Below are 17,993 nucleotides of genomic sequence, written 5' to 3'. Positions count from 1 at the left end.
TGGGAGCACCGTTCAATACATAAAATTGTGTCCCGCCCCGCGGGATGCTGGAATGTCTACCTGAGACCACGCCAGACGCTCTCGAAACGGCGTTCATATTTTGCGAAAGCGTTATGTGATCCAAACCAGTTGACCACGCCACGTCTGGTGGTCGAATGACGCAATGTAAGTGGAGTCCTGCTGCGGAACTCGGTTTTCCCTTGGAGAGGCCTGTATCGTTGCGATGCAGTGCCTACATTGGGTTTTCACGGAAACTTGGGATTCACGAGGAACCGACAGAATAGTGTGCTGATTCCTATGCCGAAGTGGCTGTCCCTGATCTCAGCTCCCCATGTCCACATAGACTTCCACCAACGGCCGGCTACCAGCTACTCCTGCTTCCGTACGCTTTCGTGATTCAATGACGGCATCCCGCATCGCCTTCTTCTGTAGCTTGCCGGTGGGCAACCGTGGAAAGTCGAGAACGAAAGCGAAGCGCCGTGGTACTCGAATCGGTCCAAGCTTTTGGCGGCACATTACACGAAGCTCTGCGGCTAAGTGCTCCGGAAAATCAGGAAGCTGTTCGACCTGGATCACCGCATAGACCGATTCGCCATAGTCGGCATCGGGCACGCCAAATACCGCCACATCGAGGACGCGGGGATCGGTAATTAATACATGCTCAACTTCCTGAGGGTAGATGTTCACGCCTCCCGATATGATGGTGAAGTCCCGCCGGTCAGTCAGATAGAGAAATCCTTCACTATCGAGATGGCCGATGTCGCCATACGTCCACCATCCTTGCTTGCTGCGACTCCGAGTCGTCTTGTCAGCGTCGTTCCAATAGGAGAAGGAGGAACTTGTCTCAAAGAATACTGTACCGGTCTTGCCTGCCGGTACTTCGTTCTCGTCATCGTCCAGGACATGAATTACTCCGTCGATTGCCTTACCCACGGAGCCCTTGTGACGCAGCCATTCCTCGGAGTTGATCGAGCAGGCGCCTATGCCTTCCGTGCCCGCGTAGTACTCCTGCAGGATTGGCCCCCACCAGCTGATCATTGCATCTTTAATTTCTACCGGACACGGAGCGGCGCCGTGAAGTGCTACTTGGTGGCTGGAAAGATCAAATTGCGACCGGAAAACGGGGTTCAAACGCAGCAACCGGTGAAACATGGTAGGAACCCATACGCTGTGCGTAACGTGAAATTGCTCGATTGCCGCAAGCGCAACAACAGGGTCGAACCGCTCCATCACCACGACAGTACCACCCATCGCAAGCGTCGCCGAAACATTTCGATGTGGTGCCGCATGATAGAGCGGCGAGGTACACAGGCTTACCATCGATGGCCCAACGCCAGGCTGGCTTGCATACGAAACGTCTCTAGGATCGATCCCATTGTAGGGAATCGGTGGAATAGGCTTACGCACCCCTTTTGGGCGACCTGTCGAGCCGGATGAATACATCATCTCCCTGCCGCGTGCCGGATCGGCGATGAGTGTGGGAGGACATGAGCGGAGCGCGCTCCCCAGATCCTGGAATCCCGGAATGTGCCCGCCCAGTGCAAAGCGAGGCGTGGCACGGAAGTCAGATGCCGCAAGGTCATCGCTCGCGGTCGAGGCTACTGACACGACAACGAACCGTGCGTCAGAATCTTTGGCGATATAACAAAGATCCTCTTTGCTCAGTTTGGTCGACGCTGGTGTAAATATGACGCCCGCACGCTGGCAGCCCCATGCCAGATAGAGGAATTCGGGCCGGTTCTCAACCGCGAATAACACTGCATCGCCTGCCTTAATCCCACTGCGTCGTAGCAGGTTGGCAACGCGATTTGCTCCCTCCTCGAGCTGGTCATACGTGATCCGCGCATTGCCAGGGACGAATATTGCGGCGGCCTTTTCGGGAGTCGCTCCCGCGAAATGCTGTGGATGGGACATTGACAATTCACAGGTGCGGCACGCCTGCAGTAGTTCAGCATTGGTCAGCATGATGCCGGGTCATCGTACATCCCGGATCAGCTGCATAGGCGCGCAGGGGGTGCCGTAGATTAGGATCTTGTTGAGCTCGCGAATTAGGCCCCTCGTTCTAAAGCCGACGTACCTGAACAGGGGAGGCGCAACCTGTCATCGCTCAGGTCTTGCTGAGGGGTTCAAGCTGCTCAATGGAGCGCCCGAGAAAGCGGCGGCTTGATGCGAGAATCTGCTGTCTCGTTCGGTCTGAGTCAACCACACGCGCAAGCAGAATAGCCCCGACGCACTGTGCGAGCAAAGCCCAGGCCGCATCCGGATCGTCCAGCCTCTCTTTCCAGCTACTCTGCAGCTTCTTGACGCTTTGCTCGACCGAAGCGCGAACCTCAGATTCGGCCCTTGCAATCTCCTGGCCTAGGGTCGGCAGGGCGCAACCTGTTTCCGGATGCAACGCGTGAGAACTGCTCAGGTAGCTACGGATACGTTTCACAAAATGATCTTCGTCCGTCTCTTTGCCTGCGAGCATTTCCGAACTGTTCGTCAGTTCCTGCTCGATGACGGCTGCGAACAACTCCGCCTTGGACTCGAAATGACTATAAAAAGCGCCTCCAGTGAGACCGATCGCCTTCATCAGGGCATCAACGCCTGTTGAATCGAAGCCGCCCTTCTTGGCAATCGCTCGGCTGCTGTTCAGGATCCTCTCTCGCGTTTCCTGCTTGTGGGTGCTTGAGTATCGCATTGGGCTCACCTTTCCTGTCTTCGTTAGACGCAATTATAGCATTACGATCGTTCAGGAAAGGTGTGGCCACGAGGGGTGTTGTTGTATTGCATGTTGCCCTCCCTTTGCTCGCTTTCGCACGTTCGTTGCGGAAGCTCGCGCGGCATTCTGCCAGGCGCGGAATACTTGTTGACATGGTCTCATGTGTACCATACGATCGTTTACCAAACGATCGTTTAGACAGTGATTGCGACGCCCTAGAGATGTCATTCCGTGCACTGGAACGAGGTGATCAAGTGACTAGCAGGGTGTAAGCAATCACGGATTCAAACGGGGTATAACAACTAAGGAGACGTCGATGGAAGCCAGACGCTGGCATGGAGCTTATCCGCCCGGGATGCCAATTGAGATTGAGATCAACGAAGCTGCGACACTAGGATCGATGATTTCACGCGTAGTCGAGTCGTTCGCGGCGCGTCCCGCGATCACCTGCTTGGAGGACTCATTGAGCTATGCGGAACTTGGCATGCTGTCCGAGGCGCTTGCTACTTTTCTCCAACGGTCGGGATTGAAGAAAGGGGACCGCGTCGCCTTGATGCTGCCAAGCTGCTCGGCGTTCATAGTCGGTCTAGCGGCGGCACTTCGAGCGGGGATGGTGGTGGTTCCAGTCAATCCTCTCTATACGCCGCGTGAACTGAAGCACCAGCTACAGGACTCTGGCGCTGCAAGCATAATCGTCGCTGACCATTTGCAGGAGTCGCTGCATTTAGTACTGGCAGAAACCAGCATAGTCCAGGTACTGACAGCACCCGTCGTCGGAATGAAGTCGGTTGTTCACAAAATTATGGCAACCGATACCGGCGATATCCAGCAGGCTGAGACCGCCCGTAAAGGGAATCCTCAAAAACTCGCCGACGCGATCCTGTGGGGAAGCAGTAGGCGGCTTGAAGAGGTCACACAGACTGCCCAAGACATTGCGGTGCTCCAGTATACCGGCGGCACGACTGGTGTTTCCAAGGGCGCAGTCCTTACCCACAAGGCGGTTTGCGCGAGTCTGGCGCAGGTTTCGAGCTGGGCTGGATCGGCATTGACGGGGGGCGAGGCTTCGATGGTCACGCCGCTGCCTCTTTATCACATCTTTCCGCTTGCTACCGCTCTGCTTGCGCTATCGCTGGGCGGTGAAAACCGCTTAGTCCCCAATCCGCGCGATACAGCTGCCTTGGTCGCGGAAATGATGCGACGGCCATTTCAGACGTTCATTGGCGTCAACACTCTGTTCAATAGCCTGGTGAACGAGCCGGAGCTTAATTCAGTGGATTTCAGCGCGACTCGCCTGGTGATCGGAGCCGGGGCGTCAATCCATGAAGCCGTCGCAACGCGTTGGTGTGCGGCGGGCGCACCCCCAATTACCGAAGCCTATGGGCTGACGGAGACCTCACCCAGCGCCACATTTAACCCTCCCGGCCGAAATGGAACCATCGGCATTCCTGCGCCTTCTACCGATGTTCGTCTAGTGGACGAAAGCGGGCGCGATGTCCCCCTCGGAGCCGCTGGCGAACTGCTTATCAAAGGGCCACAACTTTTCAGCGGCTATTGGAACCGGGAGGAGGAAACCGAGCGCGCCTTCTTTGAAGATAGATGGTTCCGTACAGGGGACATCGTCATTATGGACGAACAGGGATTCATGAGAATGGTGGACCGTAAGAAGGACATGATTCTTGTCTCTGGCTTCAACGTCTACCCGAATGAGATAGAAGCCGTCGCCACAATGATGCTAAACGTCATGGAGGCCGCTTGCGTCGGCGTTCCTGACGAACGGTCAGGCGAAGTACCACACCTTTTCATCGTGCCACGCAATACGAGGCTTACAAGGGAGCACGTTGAAATGCACTGTCGTGCTCATTTGGCGGCCTATAAAGTGCCGCGGCACATCACGCTTGTTGAGGCGCTGCCGAAATCCACGGTTGGCAAGATCTTGCGCAGAGAATTGCGCTTACGGGTGGCTCCCGATGGCGACTGTGCTTAGGCTCCGCAAATCGTTTTGAATCTTCCCTTTTTCATTCGAGGCAATCGGCGACAAGTCGACAATAGTTATGAATTCATATTCCGCTCCAGTTCGCGAGTATCAGTTCGTGCTTCACGAACTGCTCAATGTGACTTCTCATCCTGAATTTTCTGGCACTGATGACCTGTCTTCGGAGACAATCGACCAAGTAATCGAGGCGGCTGGCCTGTTCGCGTCAGAAGTGCTGGCGCCATTGAATGATATCGGCGACCGTCAGGGCTGTTCCATGCCGTGCGCCGGAGTGGTGACCACGCCTGACGGATTCAAAAGCGCGTATCAAGGGTTTATTGAAGCAGGTTGGACGTCGCTGGCATGTCAGTCGGAACATGGTGGGCAGGGTCTGCCAAACACCGTCAATGCTGCCGTCCTAGAGATCTTCGCTGGCGCCAACATGGCATGGGCGTCTTATCCGGGAATGTCGCAGGCGGCATACACTTGTCTGGCGGCAAACGGTAGCGCCGCGCAAAAAGCTCTATATCTGCCGAAGTTGGTATCCGGCGAGTGGGCAGGAACCATGTGCCTGACGGAGCCACACGCAGGAACCGACCTTGGACTTCTGTGCACTCGTGCGATTCCGAATGAAGATGGCACCTTCGCCATCACCGGGACGAAGATCTTTATCTCAGGCGGTGAACACGATCTCACGGACAACATCATCCACCTCGTACTCGCCCGCCTCCCGGATTCTCCGCCTGGGGTAAAAGGCATTTCTCTCTTTGTTGTTCCGAAGATCCTGGTGTCTGCTGAGGGGCATTTAGGGGATCGCAATGCGGTTGTTTGCGGTTCTATCGAGCACAAGATGGGAATTCGTGCGAATGCCACATGTACGATGAACTTTGACGGCGCAACCGGATACCTGGTGGGTGAGCCGAACAAGGGGTTGGCAGGGATGTTCATTATGATGAACCACGCACGACTCCTTGTCGGTGTCAACGCGATTGGAGTCATGGAAGCGGCGTACCAAAAGGCGCTAGCCTATGCCAAGGATCGTACGCAAGGCAGGGCTCCAAAGGAAACGGCTAGAAAAGGGCCCGCAGATGCAATTATCGAGCACGCGGATGTGCGCCGGATGCTTTTGACCCAGAAAGCATACGTCGAGGGGACGCGTGCATTTGGGTGGTGGGCATGCCAACTTGCTGATCTCCAGCACGGTAGTGAAGATCCAGAAGTGCGCTACAGAGCGGCGGAACTCTCGGCTCTTGTGACTCCGATTGTGAAGGCATTCAGCAGCGACCTCGCCGTTGAATGCACTAGCCTTGCAATGCAAGTCTTTGGTGGGCATGGTTACATCGCGGATAACCATGTCGAGCAGCATCTTAGAGACGTACGTATTATCCCACTCTATGAAGGCGCGAACGGCATTCAGGCTTCGGATTTTTTAGGTCGAAAGGTTCTAATGGACCACGGTGCAAAGCTCGAAATGTTCCTGGGAGTCATCGATAAATTCATCGAGATGCAAGCCATCGACCCGGAAATGGGGGAGTTCACCAACTCACTGTCTAATGCGGTCAGCGTGGTGCGAAATGCGACGGTGAATGTATTCCAGCAATCCAAGGTGGACCCGCATGCGGAAGGCAGTGTCGCGGCCGCATATTTGCGGCTCGTTGGTCATGTGGGCCTCGCCTGGATGTGGGCTCGTATGGCGGCGCTGGCGTTTGCAAAAAATCAGGATTCTGATTCTATATATTCGTCCAAAATCGCTACGGCGCGTTTTTATTTCAAAAAATTGCTTCCAGAAATACACGCTCTTTCTACGGTGATTTCAGCTGGATCAGGATCGATCATGGCGCTCGATTTCGGCTGAAGGTGCTTCTCTAGGTTTAATATTCTGACGGTCTGGCATATGACCGTCAGAATATTTTTGAAATTTATGTATATGATCTAACTCGGCTATAGGCCCTTCCCCAGTATTCGTGATTATGACGACTCTGAATACTTCAGGCGATACGCCTCGGAACGGAAAGACGGTTGTTCGGTCGTCAAGAGAGAACGTGATGCGGGTCACGACTCAGTTGGCAAGAAGGCACGGGCTGAGCAAGTTTTCTATCAACGAACTATCGGCTCAACTTGGAATCTCAAAGAGCATGGTATTTGGCCGCTTTCAGTCGCGTGCCGACTTGGTTTCCGAAGTCCTGCTGGAATACTATTCAGCGTTACTGCGCGATGCTAAGGGCATCACAAGGAATACACCAAAGGGAATTTGTCGACTTGTACGAATCGTGGATATGTGGCTCGGCGATTACGTGCTCAAGGATGGTGGGTGTTTATTGCTTCGGGCAGCTTCCGAATATTGCGCCAGTATTGACGAGCTGATTGAAGAGACGATGCGCTTTGTGGTGAATGGGTGGCGCAACTATTTGGATGAGCAGTTGCGTGATGCCGCCGCGTGCGGAGAAATTTCTGCGAAAGTCGATATCAGGCTGCTCGCGTTTGAAATTTATGGATTTGTGCTGGGAATTCAGCACGATTGCATTTTCTTAGGTAAATCTGTGTCGTACAGAGCCGAGGCGCTTTATAAGATCTTTGCGAGACATGACATCAATTTGCCCGACAACGTTGCCCTGCGAGAATTTCAATGACGATCGAATGCGCGATCTCGGTGACCCGAGATCGCGCCAAGTGTGTTCGTATTGGATTACTTCGGGGTTTTCTTCGCGGCATGGGCCGCTGCCCACAACGAGCCAGGATTGATCCGATCGGGGTAGAGCTTGAGCATGTTATCGTAAAGCTCGCGCGCGGTCGTGGTTTGATGGTTCACGCGCTCGAAATCCATGATGTATTGCCGTGTTGCCTTGATATGGCTAGGGCTGCTGTCGGGATCGAGCGGACCATGGCCCGCGATGACGTGTTTAGGATTCAGTGCCTCGATCTTGTCGATCGCCGCTAGCCAGGCTTGGCGGCCGTCTTCGTCTGACTCCGCCAAGTAGGGGTGCGTGTTGTTGTAGATAGCGTCCCCGGAAATCACAAGGCCGATGGACGGCACGTGAAGAGCGGTTGTGTTGTCGGTATCCGTGTGGCCGATGTCAACGACGCGCAACTCGTGTCCTTCCAATTCGAACGCGTTTCCGGCGAGCACCTGCGCGGGGATGAGCTTGGGAGGAACTTGACCGGGGAAGCGTCTGCTCCAGATACCATCCGTTTCCTCCTCGTGGATTGACTGCTGCATCGCTTCGACTACTTGCGGCGGCGCTATCGCCTGAGCATTGGGAAAATGCTCGCGTAGCTTTGCCAGCCCGAAGAAGTGGTCAGCATGCCCGTGCGTGATATAAATGGTTTCAAGATTCCGATCATGTGCTTTGATCCAGTCGATCATTTCCTGCGTGTGTTCGTCGCTGAGGAATGTGTCAACTAGGACCGCATTACGCTCGCCGTAGATCAGTGTGACGGTGTTGGCCACCCAGGTGAGGTCTTCCTTGCCCGGGGGGACTCCTTGGGTAGCGCTGGTGCGCCGCTTAATCAGCAACTCCCAGTTCAGAGAAGTTGCGGCGATGCTAGATTGGTTCATGATTTGCTCCCAGTTCTTGAAGAGGTGGTGGTTGCGTATATTCCGGCTTATGGCGAGGAAAGATGTTCGTTGAACCAGTCTGTAGCTGCGCTGCATGCAGCTTCGGCTTGACTCTGGTATAGGTCATAGTGACCCCCGGGGATGAGCACTAGCCTCTTTGGCTCCAATGCTTGCTCGTACGCAGCCAACGCAAGATCGGTTGGGGTGGCCTTGTCTTCGCGGGCGACAACCAGCAACAGAGGGGTTGGCGAAACCCGTGTGATCCACATTCCTGGCTCGTACATGCGAGCCCATCGCGTGGAGCGGATCGTGACCTTGTTCTCCCAGGCGCCTTCGGGTATTGGTTGCAGATTGAAGTCGATCGCATCCTGAGACCGATAAGCTGCAGGAGTCGTGGGATCGGCACTTACAAGGGCCTGGTAGCGGGGGGCATCTCCGCGAAGCTGGGCTCGCTCGTCGTCATTAAGCGCCTCTTCCAGTGCCGGCACGGCTTCCGCGGAGACCCGCCGTAAGCCTTGCACATAGCCGCTAATAGTGGGCACTTGGGCGACCACCGCCTTTAGTCGGCGATCGGTCGCACCAAGTACGATGGCGTGACCCCCGGCGTAACTTGTGCCCCATAGCCCGATTCGCGATGCATCGACCGCGGGATGGGCTTCCAGATACGAGATGGCACGGCGCCAATCAGCGATCTGCTGCCAAGGGTTAATGTCCTGACGGGGTTCGCCGCCACTCGCACCAAAACCTCTGTGCTCATGCACAAGGACAACGAAGCCGGCGGCCACAAAGGCTTTGGCGAACTTCTCGAGGGCGTGGTAGCGTGTGCCACCGTAACCATGAGCCATGGTGATGGCAGGATGGGGGCCGTCACCCTCAGGTAGGAACAGCCACGCAGCGAGCTCGATCCCGCCTTCTGCTGGAAAACTGACGTCAGTCTTTGAGGTCATTACCGGAAACTCCTAAATATGTTTGCGCGTTGCGCGCAGGAGGGGAATTGGTACGGCGGTTCGTATGGCTCCATTCGGGGTAGCTCGATGGCCTGCCGACTGGATATCGAATCAGCTCAGATAGCGTACGCCTGGGTGAGGGTGTTGCACGTTGGAGGCGAAAGTATTGCGTGCCGCTTCATATGCTTGCCACATGTCCGGATCCGGAAGTGGCGGGATGGTGACCGGCTCCCTGCGATCGAAGCCGACTAGGGCGGCGTCTACAAGTGTGTCGACATCCATAAAGTTTGGGTTCTGGCTCACGTCCCGATCAGACCGCGACCAAAGTTCAGTTCTGGTACCTCCAGGAAGGACCGCCTGGATGTAAATTCCATTGGTGCCAAATTCAGCTTGCAGCGACTGAGATAGGGTGAGGACATAAGACTTCGTAGCCGGATAGGCGCCCATTGGGAACTCAGGACGGAGCGCGAGCACCGAAGCGACATTAATAATGGTTCCACCACTCTCACTTGCGAAGCGCGAAATCGCGGCGTGGGCGAGCTCCGTCAGCGCATTAATATTGAGCTTCAACACTTGGACGATTGCTTGGATGTCGGAACCCAAGAAGCCACCAGGAGTGGCGGCACCGGCATTGTTCACAAGCAGGCCGATCGAGGTATCTTCGAAGACGCGTTTTGCCAAGACCGCTAGGTCGGTGTCATCAGTCAAGTCGGTACGGAATGGCTCCGCGCTAACACCGTAGTCCTGTTTCAGACGTGATGCCAAGTCGTTGATTTTCGCCTCGTCTCTGGCAACAAGGATGACGTCATACCCTCGCTTTGCCAGGCGGTCCGCGTAGGCGGCGCCGATTCCGGTGGACGCACCCGTGATTAGGGCAGTGGGAAATTTCGTTTTGGCCATGAGTAGATTCGGATAAAGCAGGTTGACCACCGTTTTGGTGAACGAGTCCGTCGAGCCGCCGCAGCGATAAAGTGGTAATAAAAGTAGACCGGTCGCTTTATCAGCGGGCAGCAATAAGTCTTTGCGCCCCTTGCGTCTATCATTTCAGCTTGGTCGCAAGACAGTCGGTCAGGCGCGCAGTATATTGCCGATTCAGAACCTTAAACGAGAATGACTTGGAAGATAACTTCAGTCGCTTCCTCGAGCGGCTTGACGCTTTTCTCTGCCTTCATTCTCAGCAGCGCGCCTTCCCAACTGTTGAGTATGAAGTCGGCTAAAACAGACGCGGGCATGCGGTTCTTTATGCTGCCGCCTTCCTGTGCATCTTGGATTGTGGCGGCGAAGGTCGCGCTCCATTGCTTGAAGTTTTCTGCAAGCCGACTACGAATGAGATCGCTCTCGTCGGCAGTTTCTAACGTAAGGTTGCCCATCATGCAGCCCCGTCGAAACCCAAGCTTTACGAAGTGGCTAATGCGTTCGTAAAAGTACCCCCTCAGCCGATCTAGCGGTGGAAGATCCTCGTTGCCGAAAAACTCGTTAAGCTTGCTCTGGCCAAGCTCGAAATAACGGTCGATCACCTCGACGGCAAAAGCTTCTTTGCTATCGAACAGGTTGTAGAACGATCCCTTCGGAACGCCTGCCGTCTTGGCGATAACATCAATCCCTGCGCCATTGAATCCATGGGAATGGAACTCTGACACGCCCGCCGTTAGCAGCTTAGACCGTGTTTCAAGCCCGCGTTTGTTAGGAGCCGCATTTGCCAAACCTATCTACCTCCTGAGACTATCAATCGCACATCACTTCGGCTTTCGCGCTACGGCTACGCCGATATACTGACCACCACGGAGCCTTACCGATGTTTACGGGCACCTGGTACAAGCAACTTCGTTGACTCCAATAATTAGACCGTTTGACTTATGTTGTCAAGTAGGATCGCAACTTGTAGAGGTTCATAGAACGTTGCTGCGTCTGTCTGAGTGTTGAAAGCGAATGGAAGTGACACCAGGCGCCAAGAGCTAAACTCTGTGCCCAAAAGCCCTTTGTATCAAAAAGCCGACACGAAGCCTGTGACTGCTCTGGCTACCTCTTCAGGCCGCTCAAGATGCGGAAAATGTCCCGCGTTGCGTACCTCGCCAATTCGGACGTTCTTGAAGCGTGGAGCAACCGCTTCGCGCAGCATCTCTTCAGGAAAGGCCGTGTCATCCGTTACCAGCACAAGCGTTGGCACAGTCACAAGTGATGGCTGCTGACCCGCAGGGTGCCCACCAAGCCAGGATGCTAGTGTCTGCAACGTAGAACGCTCCGACTCCGCGGGTGTGGCAAGAATCATTCGCAATTGAGCCTCAGCGCTGACGTTTACGGCCAAATCGATGCGACTGAGCCCAGCGTTGACTCGGTCCAGATCACGTGCACCGGCCTCAAACGCTTTCCGGGCTTCGAGTGGAAGGGGAGTGCCAGCGAGCGGAGCAGGCGTAATGAGCACCAGACCCCGGAGCCGACTGCCGATTCGTAATGCCGCTAATTCGGCAACAGCCGCTCCCATTGATTGACCGACCAGCACTATTTGGCTTTCCGGCGCAGCGCAATCGGAAATTGCATCTATGACCTGGTCCGCATAGTCTTCAAGCAAAGCTGCCGTGTCTGCGTCGCTGCGTTCGGCGGCTTTTCGCTGCACCGCGATGACCCGCCACCTTCCTTCCGGCTCGAGGTTGTTGATTACCCACTGCCAGCCCAACGCGCTGTCGCGCCAGCCGTGAACAAATACCAGCAACCGCTCGCTGCTTCCGCCGTCGGAGAGATACTCAACGCCAGAAGGCGTGACTTTACGTACAAATTCGCGTTTCGACATTGTTCAACTCAAGTGTCAAGGTGGAACGTCATCAAGAAAGAGTGCTATGCACGGACCAGACTTCGGTCAGCTTGGACGCATCTGTGGCCTTTTGCTGAATGTGCAGAATACGCCAGCCGTCTTCGCGTCTCATGAGATTGAAACTCACGGCGCAGCGCTCAATTTCCGATCCGTCGGATCGTTGGCGAGACCAAATCGCACGAACCTGTGCGCTGTTTTTGTTGAAGATTGTGACCTGGCGGTCAAGTACGGAAGTGTGGCTGTAGCCGGCAGCCTTAAGTCGGACATGAATAGGACTTAGAATTCCAGGAACTTGCGCTTCTGTCGCTGCCAAGACGACGGGGCTGTCATCGATGCTCACCCATAATGGTGCGCCCCAGTAATCGGTAATGAACGAAGAGTCTTCTCCCTGCTCACCCGCTGCGGTCCAGCGTGGGAGATAGTCTTCAAAGAACCAGTTCCATACCTCTTCAAGGGTGTGCTTTTCTTCAAGCCGGGTTGCCATACCTAATGCCTTTGGGGTTGGGGTTAATACATACGCGGGACTGCCTCCGCATACCACACTGCTTCACGACGGATCGATTGGTTCCTTCGCTAAGCGTCGCACGCGTGAGGAAGTGGCTCGACAATCACAAGCACCTCCTTGCGGCGCTTCCCCAGGCCTTATAATATGACTGGTCGTCTTAGGTTTCAAGCCCAAATTTTACTTTCCTAAAGCGGACGCTGTCAGTACCCAGGTGAAGTCCAATGGACGGTGTACCAGCTTGGCAGCGGGGACACGCGGTGTGCTGCAACGCTTACGTTCGCTGGAGTGCAAGGCGTTTCGTCCTTGGGAAGAGGGGCGGGTTGCTTCCGCACCGCCTTAATGTTTAGGCCTTCAGATACCGCAGTGCCGGACGTCCCGTCTCCGTCGCTGCGAAGAGCTCGTTGCGGGCCCGCATCGAAGTCCACAGGTTTTAATCGGCCACCTGGCCACGTGACCGGCTCACCTTTGTCGAACTCGGGCAAGGCAGCGTCAACCCATATCTTCGGCCGTCATCACCTTGTCCTCGTTGAATCATCGAATACCTTGTCGACGGTTGCGCTCCCGTCCCTTTCATACCTACCGCATTCTCGAGAACGTAGGTCTCACCGACGGGGCAGTTCGGGCGGACGTTGTTCATGCGAGGAGAACCAATGCTGAGCTTTTATGTTTTCAACCTGCTGATCCCGGGGAACCCGGACGAGGTGTCATTGTGGCGGTGTAATCGTAGTGGCGCACGTAACGGCGGCGACTTGGCGTTGTCGATCAGTTTTTCGCGTGCGATCCATTCCCTTGGAGGCGGAGTGGCACTGTTCAAGGTCCACAGTCCGACATCTCGACACTGCTGTCCTCAGGTCTTTTCGTGCGAAGGCGGTGCGTCTCTGTAGCCTTCTGGACCCCCGTGCCTGGCGCGGCTTCTTTCGCGCGGCGTGCCCTATAGGAGTCGCCCCACTCCCTCAGGCTGATCAGCACCGGTGCGAGCGTTTCACCGAAGGGCGTCAACTCGTATTCGACCTTTGGCGGGACCTGCGGATAGACGTGGCGCGCAACAATGCCGTCCGCCTCCAGTTCGCGAAGTTGCAGCGTTAGCATGCGTTGCGTCGTGTTCGGCATCAGTCGTGTAAGTTCCATGAATCGCTTCTTCTCGCGCAACAGATGAAAGAGGATCACCGGTTTCCATAAGCCACCGATCACGGAGAGCGTCACTTCGACGGCGCAGCCACTCTTGCTGTCCAGGCGTTTCGGTCGCATAGCGTTATACCTACATGATTGATAGTACCCGTGTTAATTGTACGTTCTTGCGGTAATCAACGTAGCCTCGGAAAATCATGATGCAGATGGTCGCGGACCTCCCGCGGCCACGCGCACCGATCAATGCGCGCAATCGCCTACTCGACGCAGAAGCCGCATCGCGCAAGGCACCCGTCAATCGACCACCAGGAGTTACTACGATGAAAGCCGTTACTTTGCGCCAACCCGCTACATTGGAGCACCTCGAACTCGCGGATCTCGCCGATCCCGGTTCGCCGGCGCCGGGAGAAATCCGTGTGCGCATCCACGCAAGCTCGCTCAATTTCCATGATTTGGGCGTGGTCACAGGACGCATGCGCACCGAAGACGGTCGCATCCCCATGTCGGACGGCGCAGGCGTTGTCGAAGCGATCGGCGATGGCGTGACCGAATTTTCGGTCGGTGACGCGGTCGTATCAACGTTTTTCCCAAACTGGCTTGACGGCAGTCCGACACAAGCCGATTTTTCGACGACTCCGGGCGACGGTGTCGATGGATACGCGCGGGAAACCGTCGTCCGCCCAGCGCAATGGTTCACGCTCGCGCCGCGAGGCTACAGCCATGCGGAGGCTGCGACGTTGACTACTGCCGGACTGACCGCGTGGCGTGCGCTGGTTGTCGACAGCGCGCTGAAGGCCGGCGATACGGTGCTCGTACAGGGTACGGGGGGCGTCTCGATCTTCGCGCTGCAGTTTGCGAAGCGGATGGGCGCGACGGTGATCGCCACCTCGTCATCCGACGAGAAGTTGGAGAAGGCCCGCGCACTAGGAGCAGATCACTTGATCAACTACCGGCGCGATACTGACTGGGCCGCGAAGGTACTCGAAATCACGAGCGGTCGCGGCGTCGACAATGTTGTCGAAGTGGGCGGTCCGGACACGCTCGGCCAGTCGATCCGCGCCTGCCGGATCGGTGGCCACATCGCGCTGATCGGCGTATTGACCGGCGTAACCGGTCAGGTGCCGACGGTTTCTCTGATGCTTCGTCAACAGAAATTGCAAGGGCTCATTGTCGGCAGCCGCAAGAATCAGGTCGACATGATTCGCGCGATCGAAGCCACTGGCATCAAACCCGCGATTGACTGCACGTTCCCACTCGAGGAGATTGCCGACGCGTTTCGCTACCAGGCGGCTGGCAAGCATTTTGGCAAAGTTTGCCTGTCGATTTGAAGGGTCGGGCGACGGAAGTCGCCTTTCATCTTCGGGAGCAGGCGTTTTCAGACGGTTTTGCCGCCTCCAATCGACATCGGCGCCCGGTCACGACTGGGACGCATTGCGCAGACGGACAGTGCTCGGTTATCACAGCTGCCGTTGCGGGCCTAAAACAAAGCGCGGGAACTGGTCCCGTCTCGGAAGACGCGATTGATATGCGTCCACCATGATCCTTGCTGCCGGGGGGGCTACGCGCCCTCCCAACAAGTAAGCGCTTTCTTTAGTGCTATCCTGTCTAGGTGGATTAAGTCACACAGACCGGTTGGCGAGCAAGCCGGTTGCTCAGCCCTTGAGTTTCGGAGCTAAGATCACACCAAAGGTGACAGTCAGAAAATCCTTGAATGCCTCCTCGTCTTTCGAGACTTTTGCTCGGATTAGCGCCCCTTGCCAAGCGTTTAGCACGAATCTACCGAGGACCTGTCGGTCGATCAAATCGCTGATCCCTCCCGCGGCCTGCGCCTCCCCAATAACTCTCGCTATTTCTGCAGACCAGCCCCGGTAATACTTCGCAAACTCAACCCTTGCCGCTTCATGAGAGTCGGCCATTTCTGAGCTCAGCGAACCCAACAAACAACCACTGCGGTAGCCGCGTTCGCGCACCACATTCCAATTGGCACGGAAGTGGCGCTTCAATCGTTCAAGTGGCTCATATTTCTTGTCGCGCAGGATTTCGATTCCGTGCTGACTGACGTAGACGCTTAACGCCTCAAGCGCCAGTTCTTCCTTACTTTCAAAATGGTTATAGAACGAGCCCTTAGGCACGCCGGCGGCTTCCGTCAAGTCTTGAACACTTGAGGCATTGAAGCCTTGCGTCTGGAAAACTTCCAGCGCAGCATCCACAAGCTGTGGTCTAACGCTCACTCTTCCCATGTCTTAATTGGCTCCCGTGCGCAGTTCTATGTCACGGCGTCATTGTGCCTGCCTCCAGTGGAATGCACAATATGACCGATCGTCTTATACTGCGACTGCGACCACGTCAGTTGGCGTGGGCGAACATCCGTGTATAGAGGAGAGGTATGGAAACGTTCAAAGGCGTACAGGTCACGGAAGTAGACGGCAAGCTCGCGGCTCAGGTCGCGGAGCTGACGGATGCAGACCTCGATCAAGGCGACGTTACGATCAAGGTGGATTACTCGACCGTCAACTACAAGGACGGTCTTGCAATCACCAGGCTCGGCGGTTTCATCAAAAGGTTCCCGATGATCCCGGGTATCGACCTGGCGGGCACCGTCGAAGCGTCGGCCCATCCAGGCTTTAAGTCTGGCGACAAGGTGGTCTTGAACGGCTACGAGCTCGGCGCTACGCACCACGGCGGATTTGCGCAGCGGGCCCGTGTACGTGGGGATTGGCTGGTCAAACTGCCGGCGAACATCTCCACTCGTCAGGCGGCCACCATCGGCACCGCCGGCTTCGCGGCCATGCTGAGTGTGCTCGCCCTTGAGCGCGGGGGCGTGCGCAGCGGTGACGTGATCGTTACTGGCGCTGCTGGCGGCGTGGGGTCCGTGGCCATCGCCGTCCTTGCGAAACTGGGCTATCGGGTCCTCGCGTCAACCGGCCGCGTATCCGAAGAGGCTTACCTGCGCTCGCTGGGCGCGGCCGAGATCATCGATCGGGCTACTCTGTCCAGCCCGCCACAGCGTCCCCTCGGCGCCGAGCGATGGAGCGGTGCCGTCGACACCGTTGGAAGTCATACGCTCGTCAATGTGCTCGCACAGACCAAGTACGGTGGAACGGTGGCCGCCTGCGGCCTCGCGCAGGGCATGGACCTGACGGGCAACATGGCACCGTTCATCCTTCGGGGTGTAACGCTGAGCGGAATCGACACGGTGAATGCACCTATGGCAATCCGCGAGCAGGCCTGGTCTCGTCTCGCCACTGATCTCGATCCGGGTCTGCTCGACAGCATGGCCACCGTCATCGGCCTGAATGAGGCGGCGGGCCGCGCAGTGCAGGTGTTGAAAGGCGAAGTGCGCGGACGCACGCTCGTCGACGTGAACGCCTAAGGCGCTCAGAAGGCCGGGGGCGAGGGCGAACCCATTTGATGAGACAACCATTGCCCTAGTAAGATGACCGGTCAGATTCATCTGGGTGTGGCTCTGCCGCTGAGGCTGAGGCACAGCCCGGTTGTATGAACCAAGGACACGAAATGACAACAAAGCCTGGGCAGGTTAATACCCCAAATCTCACCATTGAAGGCAGTAACGGCATCAAGTACGCGTATCGGCGATTCGGCAAGGCCGACGGCAATACTTTGCCGCTGATCTTCTTCGTTCACTACCGCGCGAACTTGGACAACTGGGATCCGGCGCTCGTGGACGCGATCTCCGAGCAGCGAGAGGTCATCCTGATGGACAACGTTGGTGTCGGTAGCTCCAGTGGCGCGACGCCCAACACCATCCAGGAGATGGCGCACGGCGCCATAGCGTTCGTCGACGCGCTGAAGTTCGAGCGCTGCGACCTGTTCGGCTTCTCGCTCGGCGGGTTCATTGCCCAGGAGTTCGCGCTGATGCGGCCCCATCAGGTTCGCCGCATGGTGCTCGCGGGGACTGGCCCGCAGGGCGGACAGGACATGCACATGTACGTCCCTGAGGTCCTGAAGGTTGCACTCGCCGAGAAGAGCGACGCGGAAGATGTGCTGACCATTTTCTTCGAGAAAAGCGATACAAGCCGCGCCAAGGGCATCGAGTTCCTTCGTCGCCGTCAGTTGCGCCAAACGGATCGCGACCTGCCCGTCAGCATTGCTACGCGTGATGCACAACTGACCGCCATCTCCACTTGGGGCATCCCTGAACCCACGAAACTGACCCGGCTGGCCGCCATCAAACAGCCCACTCTGGTCGCAAATGGCGACAACGACATCATGGTGCCGACCGTAACACGCACCTGCTGGCGCAGCACATTCCGAACTCGACGCTGAGCATCTACTCCGACGCTGGGCATGCCTTCCTGTTCCAGCACCCCGAGCAGTTCGCTGCAGAAGTCAGCACCTTCCTTGGGCAATA

At 56.4% G+C, this 17,993-nt stretch carries 16 protein-coding genes; 6 read left to right on the top strand and 10 right to left on the bottom strand.

Annotated elements, in window-relative coordinates; translation table 11 throughout:
- Window positions 1-321: 321 nt before the first annotated feature.
- A complete protein-coding gene (locus ACIGJC_RS28975; protein ID WP_483714972.1) occupies window positions 322-1,965 on the bottom strand; it encodes an AMP-binding protein in 1,644 nt (547 codons plus the stop codon).
- A gap of 142 nt (window positions 1,966-2,107) precedes the next feature.
- The gene (locus ACIGJC_RS28970) at window positions 2,108-2,683 is read right to left on the bottom strand and encodes a TetR/AcrR family transcriptional regulator (protein ID WP_483714971.1); all 576 of its coding nucleotides are present in this window, start codon (window positions 2,681-2,683) and stop codon (window positions 2,108-2,110) included.
- Between the two features lie 337 nt (window positions 2,684-3,020).
- Here ACIGJC_RS28970 and ACIGJC_RS28965 point away from each other — a divergent pair, with 337 nt between their 5' ends.
- The 3 genes from ACIGJC_RS28965 (at window position 3,021) to ACIGJC_RS28955 (ending at window position 7,306) form a co-directional block, all read left to right on the top strand.
- Window positions 3,021-4,688, top strand: a complete 1,668-nt coding sequence (locus ACIGJC_RS28965; protein ID WP_483714970.1) for an AMP-binding protein — start codon at window positions 3,021-3,023, stop codon at window positions 4,686-4,688.
- Between the two features lie 67 nt (window positions 4,689-4,755).
- Window positions 4,756-6,531, top strand: coding sequence for an acyl-CoA dehydrogenase C-terminal domain-containing protein (locus ACIGJC_RS28960; RefSeq protein WP_483714969.1), 1,776 nt, complete (start codon window positions 4,756-4,758; stop codon window positions 6,529-6,531).
- 190 nt (window positions 6,532-6,721) lie between these two features.
- On the top strand, window positions 6,722-7,306 hold the full coding sequence (locus tag ACIGJC_RS28955; RefSeq protein ID WP_483715188.1) for a TetR/AcrR family transcriptional regulator: 585 nt from the start codon (window positions 6,722-6,724) through the stop codon (window positions 7,304-7,306).
- 56 nt (window positions 7,307-7,362) lie between these two features.
- Here ACIGJC_RS28955 and ACIGJC_RS28950 read toward each other — a convergent pair whose 3' ends face one another.
- From ACIGJC_RS28950 to ACIGJC_RS28920, 7 genes are all read right to left on the bottom strand, one after another.
- The gene (locus ACIGJC_RS28950) at window positions 7,363-8,232 is read right to left on the bottom strand and encodes an MBL fold metallo-hydrolase (RefSeq protein ID WP_483714967.1); all 870 of its coding nucleotides are present in this window, start codon (window positions 8,230-8,232) and stop codon (window positions 7,363-7,365) included.
- Window positions 8,233-8,279: 47 nt separating this feature from the next.
- Window positions 8,280-9,179, bottom strand: coding sequence for an alpha/beta hydrolase (locus ACIGJC_RS28945; protein WP_483714966.1), 900 nt, complete (start codon window positions 9,177-9,179; stop codon window positions 8,280-8,282).
- 111 nt (window positions 9,180-9,290) lie between these two features.
- Window positions 9,291-10,193 (bottom strand): SDR family NAD(P)-dependent oxidoreductase, encoded by a 903-nt coding sequence (locus ACIGJC_RS28940; RefSeq protein ID WP_483714964.1) that lies wholly within the window; start codon window positions 10,191-10,193, stop codon window positions 9,291-9,293.
- 86 nt (window positions 10,194-10,279) lie between these two features.
- Window positions 10,280-10,882, bottom strand: a complete 603-nt coding sequence (locus ACIGJC_RS28935; RefSeq protein ID WP_483714962.1) for a TetR/AcrR family transcriptional regulator — start codon at window positions 10,880-10,882, stop codon at window positions 10,280-10,282.
- Between the two features lie 281 nt (window positions 10,883-11,163).
- Entirely contained in the window at window positions 11,164-11,967 is an 804-nt protein-coding gene (locus ACIGJC_RS28930) for an alpha/beta fold hydrolase (RefSeq protein ID WP_483714960.1), read from the bottom strand.
- A gap of 31 nt (window positions 11,968-11,998) precedes the next feature.
- Window positions 11,999-12,472, bottom strand: coding sequence for a DUF6841 family protein (locus ACIGJC_RS28925; protein WP_483714959.1), 474 nt, complete (start codon window positions 12,470-12,472; stop codon window positions 11,999-12,001).
- Window positions 12,473-13,303: 831 nt separating this feature from the next.
- Window positions 13,304-13,741, bottom strand: coding sequence for a winged helix-turn-helix transcriptional regulator (locus ACIGJC_RS28920; protein ID WP_483714957.1), 438 nt, complete (start codon window positions 13,739-13,741; stop codon window positions 13,304-13,306).
- A 200-nt stretch (window positions 13,742-13,941) separates the two neighbouring features.
- Between ACIGJC_RS28920 and ACIGJC_RS28915 the strand changes: the two genes are divergently transcribed.
- Complete coding sequence (locus ACIGJC_RS28915; protein WP_483714956.1) at window positions 13,942-14,949, top strand: zinc-dependent alcohol dehydrogenase family protein; 1,008 nt, start codon at window positions 13,942-13,944, stop codon at window positions 14,947-14,949.
- A gap of 324 nt (window positions 14,950-15,273) precedes the next feature.
- Here ACIGJC_RS28915 and ACIGJC_RS28910 read toward each other — a convergent pair whose 3' ends face one another.
- Window positions 15,274-15,831 carry a TetR/AcrR family transcriptional regulator gene (locus ACIGJC_RS28910; RefSeq protein WP_483714954.1) on the bottom strand — a complete coding sequence of 186 codons (558 nt, stop codon included), beginning with the start codon at window positions 15,829-15,831 and terminating at the stop codon, window positions 15,274-15,276.
- Between the two features lie 176 nt (window positions 15,832-16,007).
- Here ACIGJC_RS28910 and acuI point away from each other — a divergent pair, with 176 nt between their 5' ends.
- Both acuI and ACIGJC_RS28900 read left to right on the top strand, forming a co-directional pair.
- Entirely contained in the window at window positions 16,008-16,994 is a 987-nt protein-coding gene (acuI, locus tag ACIGJC_RS28905; RefSeq protein WP_483714952.1) for an acrylyl-CoA reductase (NADPH), read from the top strand.
- A 143-nt stretch (window positions 16,995-17,137) separates the two neighbouring features.
- Window positions 17,138-17,908: an alpha/beta fold hydrolase gene (locus ACIGJC_RS28900; RefSeq protein WP_483714950.1), complete on the top strand. Its 771-nt coding sequence runs from the start codon at window positions 17,138-17,140 to the stop codon at window positions 17,906-17,908.
- Window positions 17,909-17,993 lie beyond the last annotated feature (85 nt).

It is taken from the genome of Cupriavidus sp. C3SS-1 (assembly GCF_057073755.1).
This window is presented reverse-complemented; position numbering and strand designations above follow the sequence as displayed.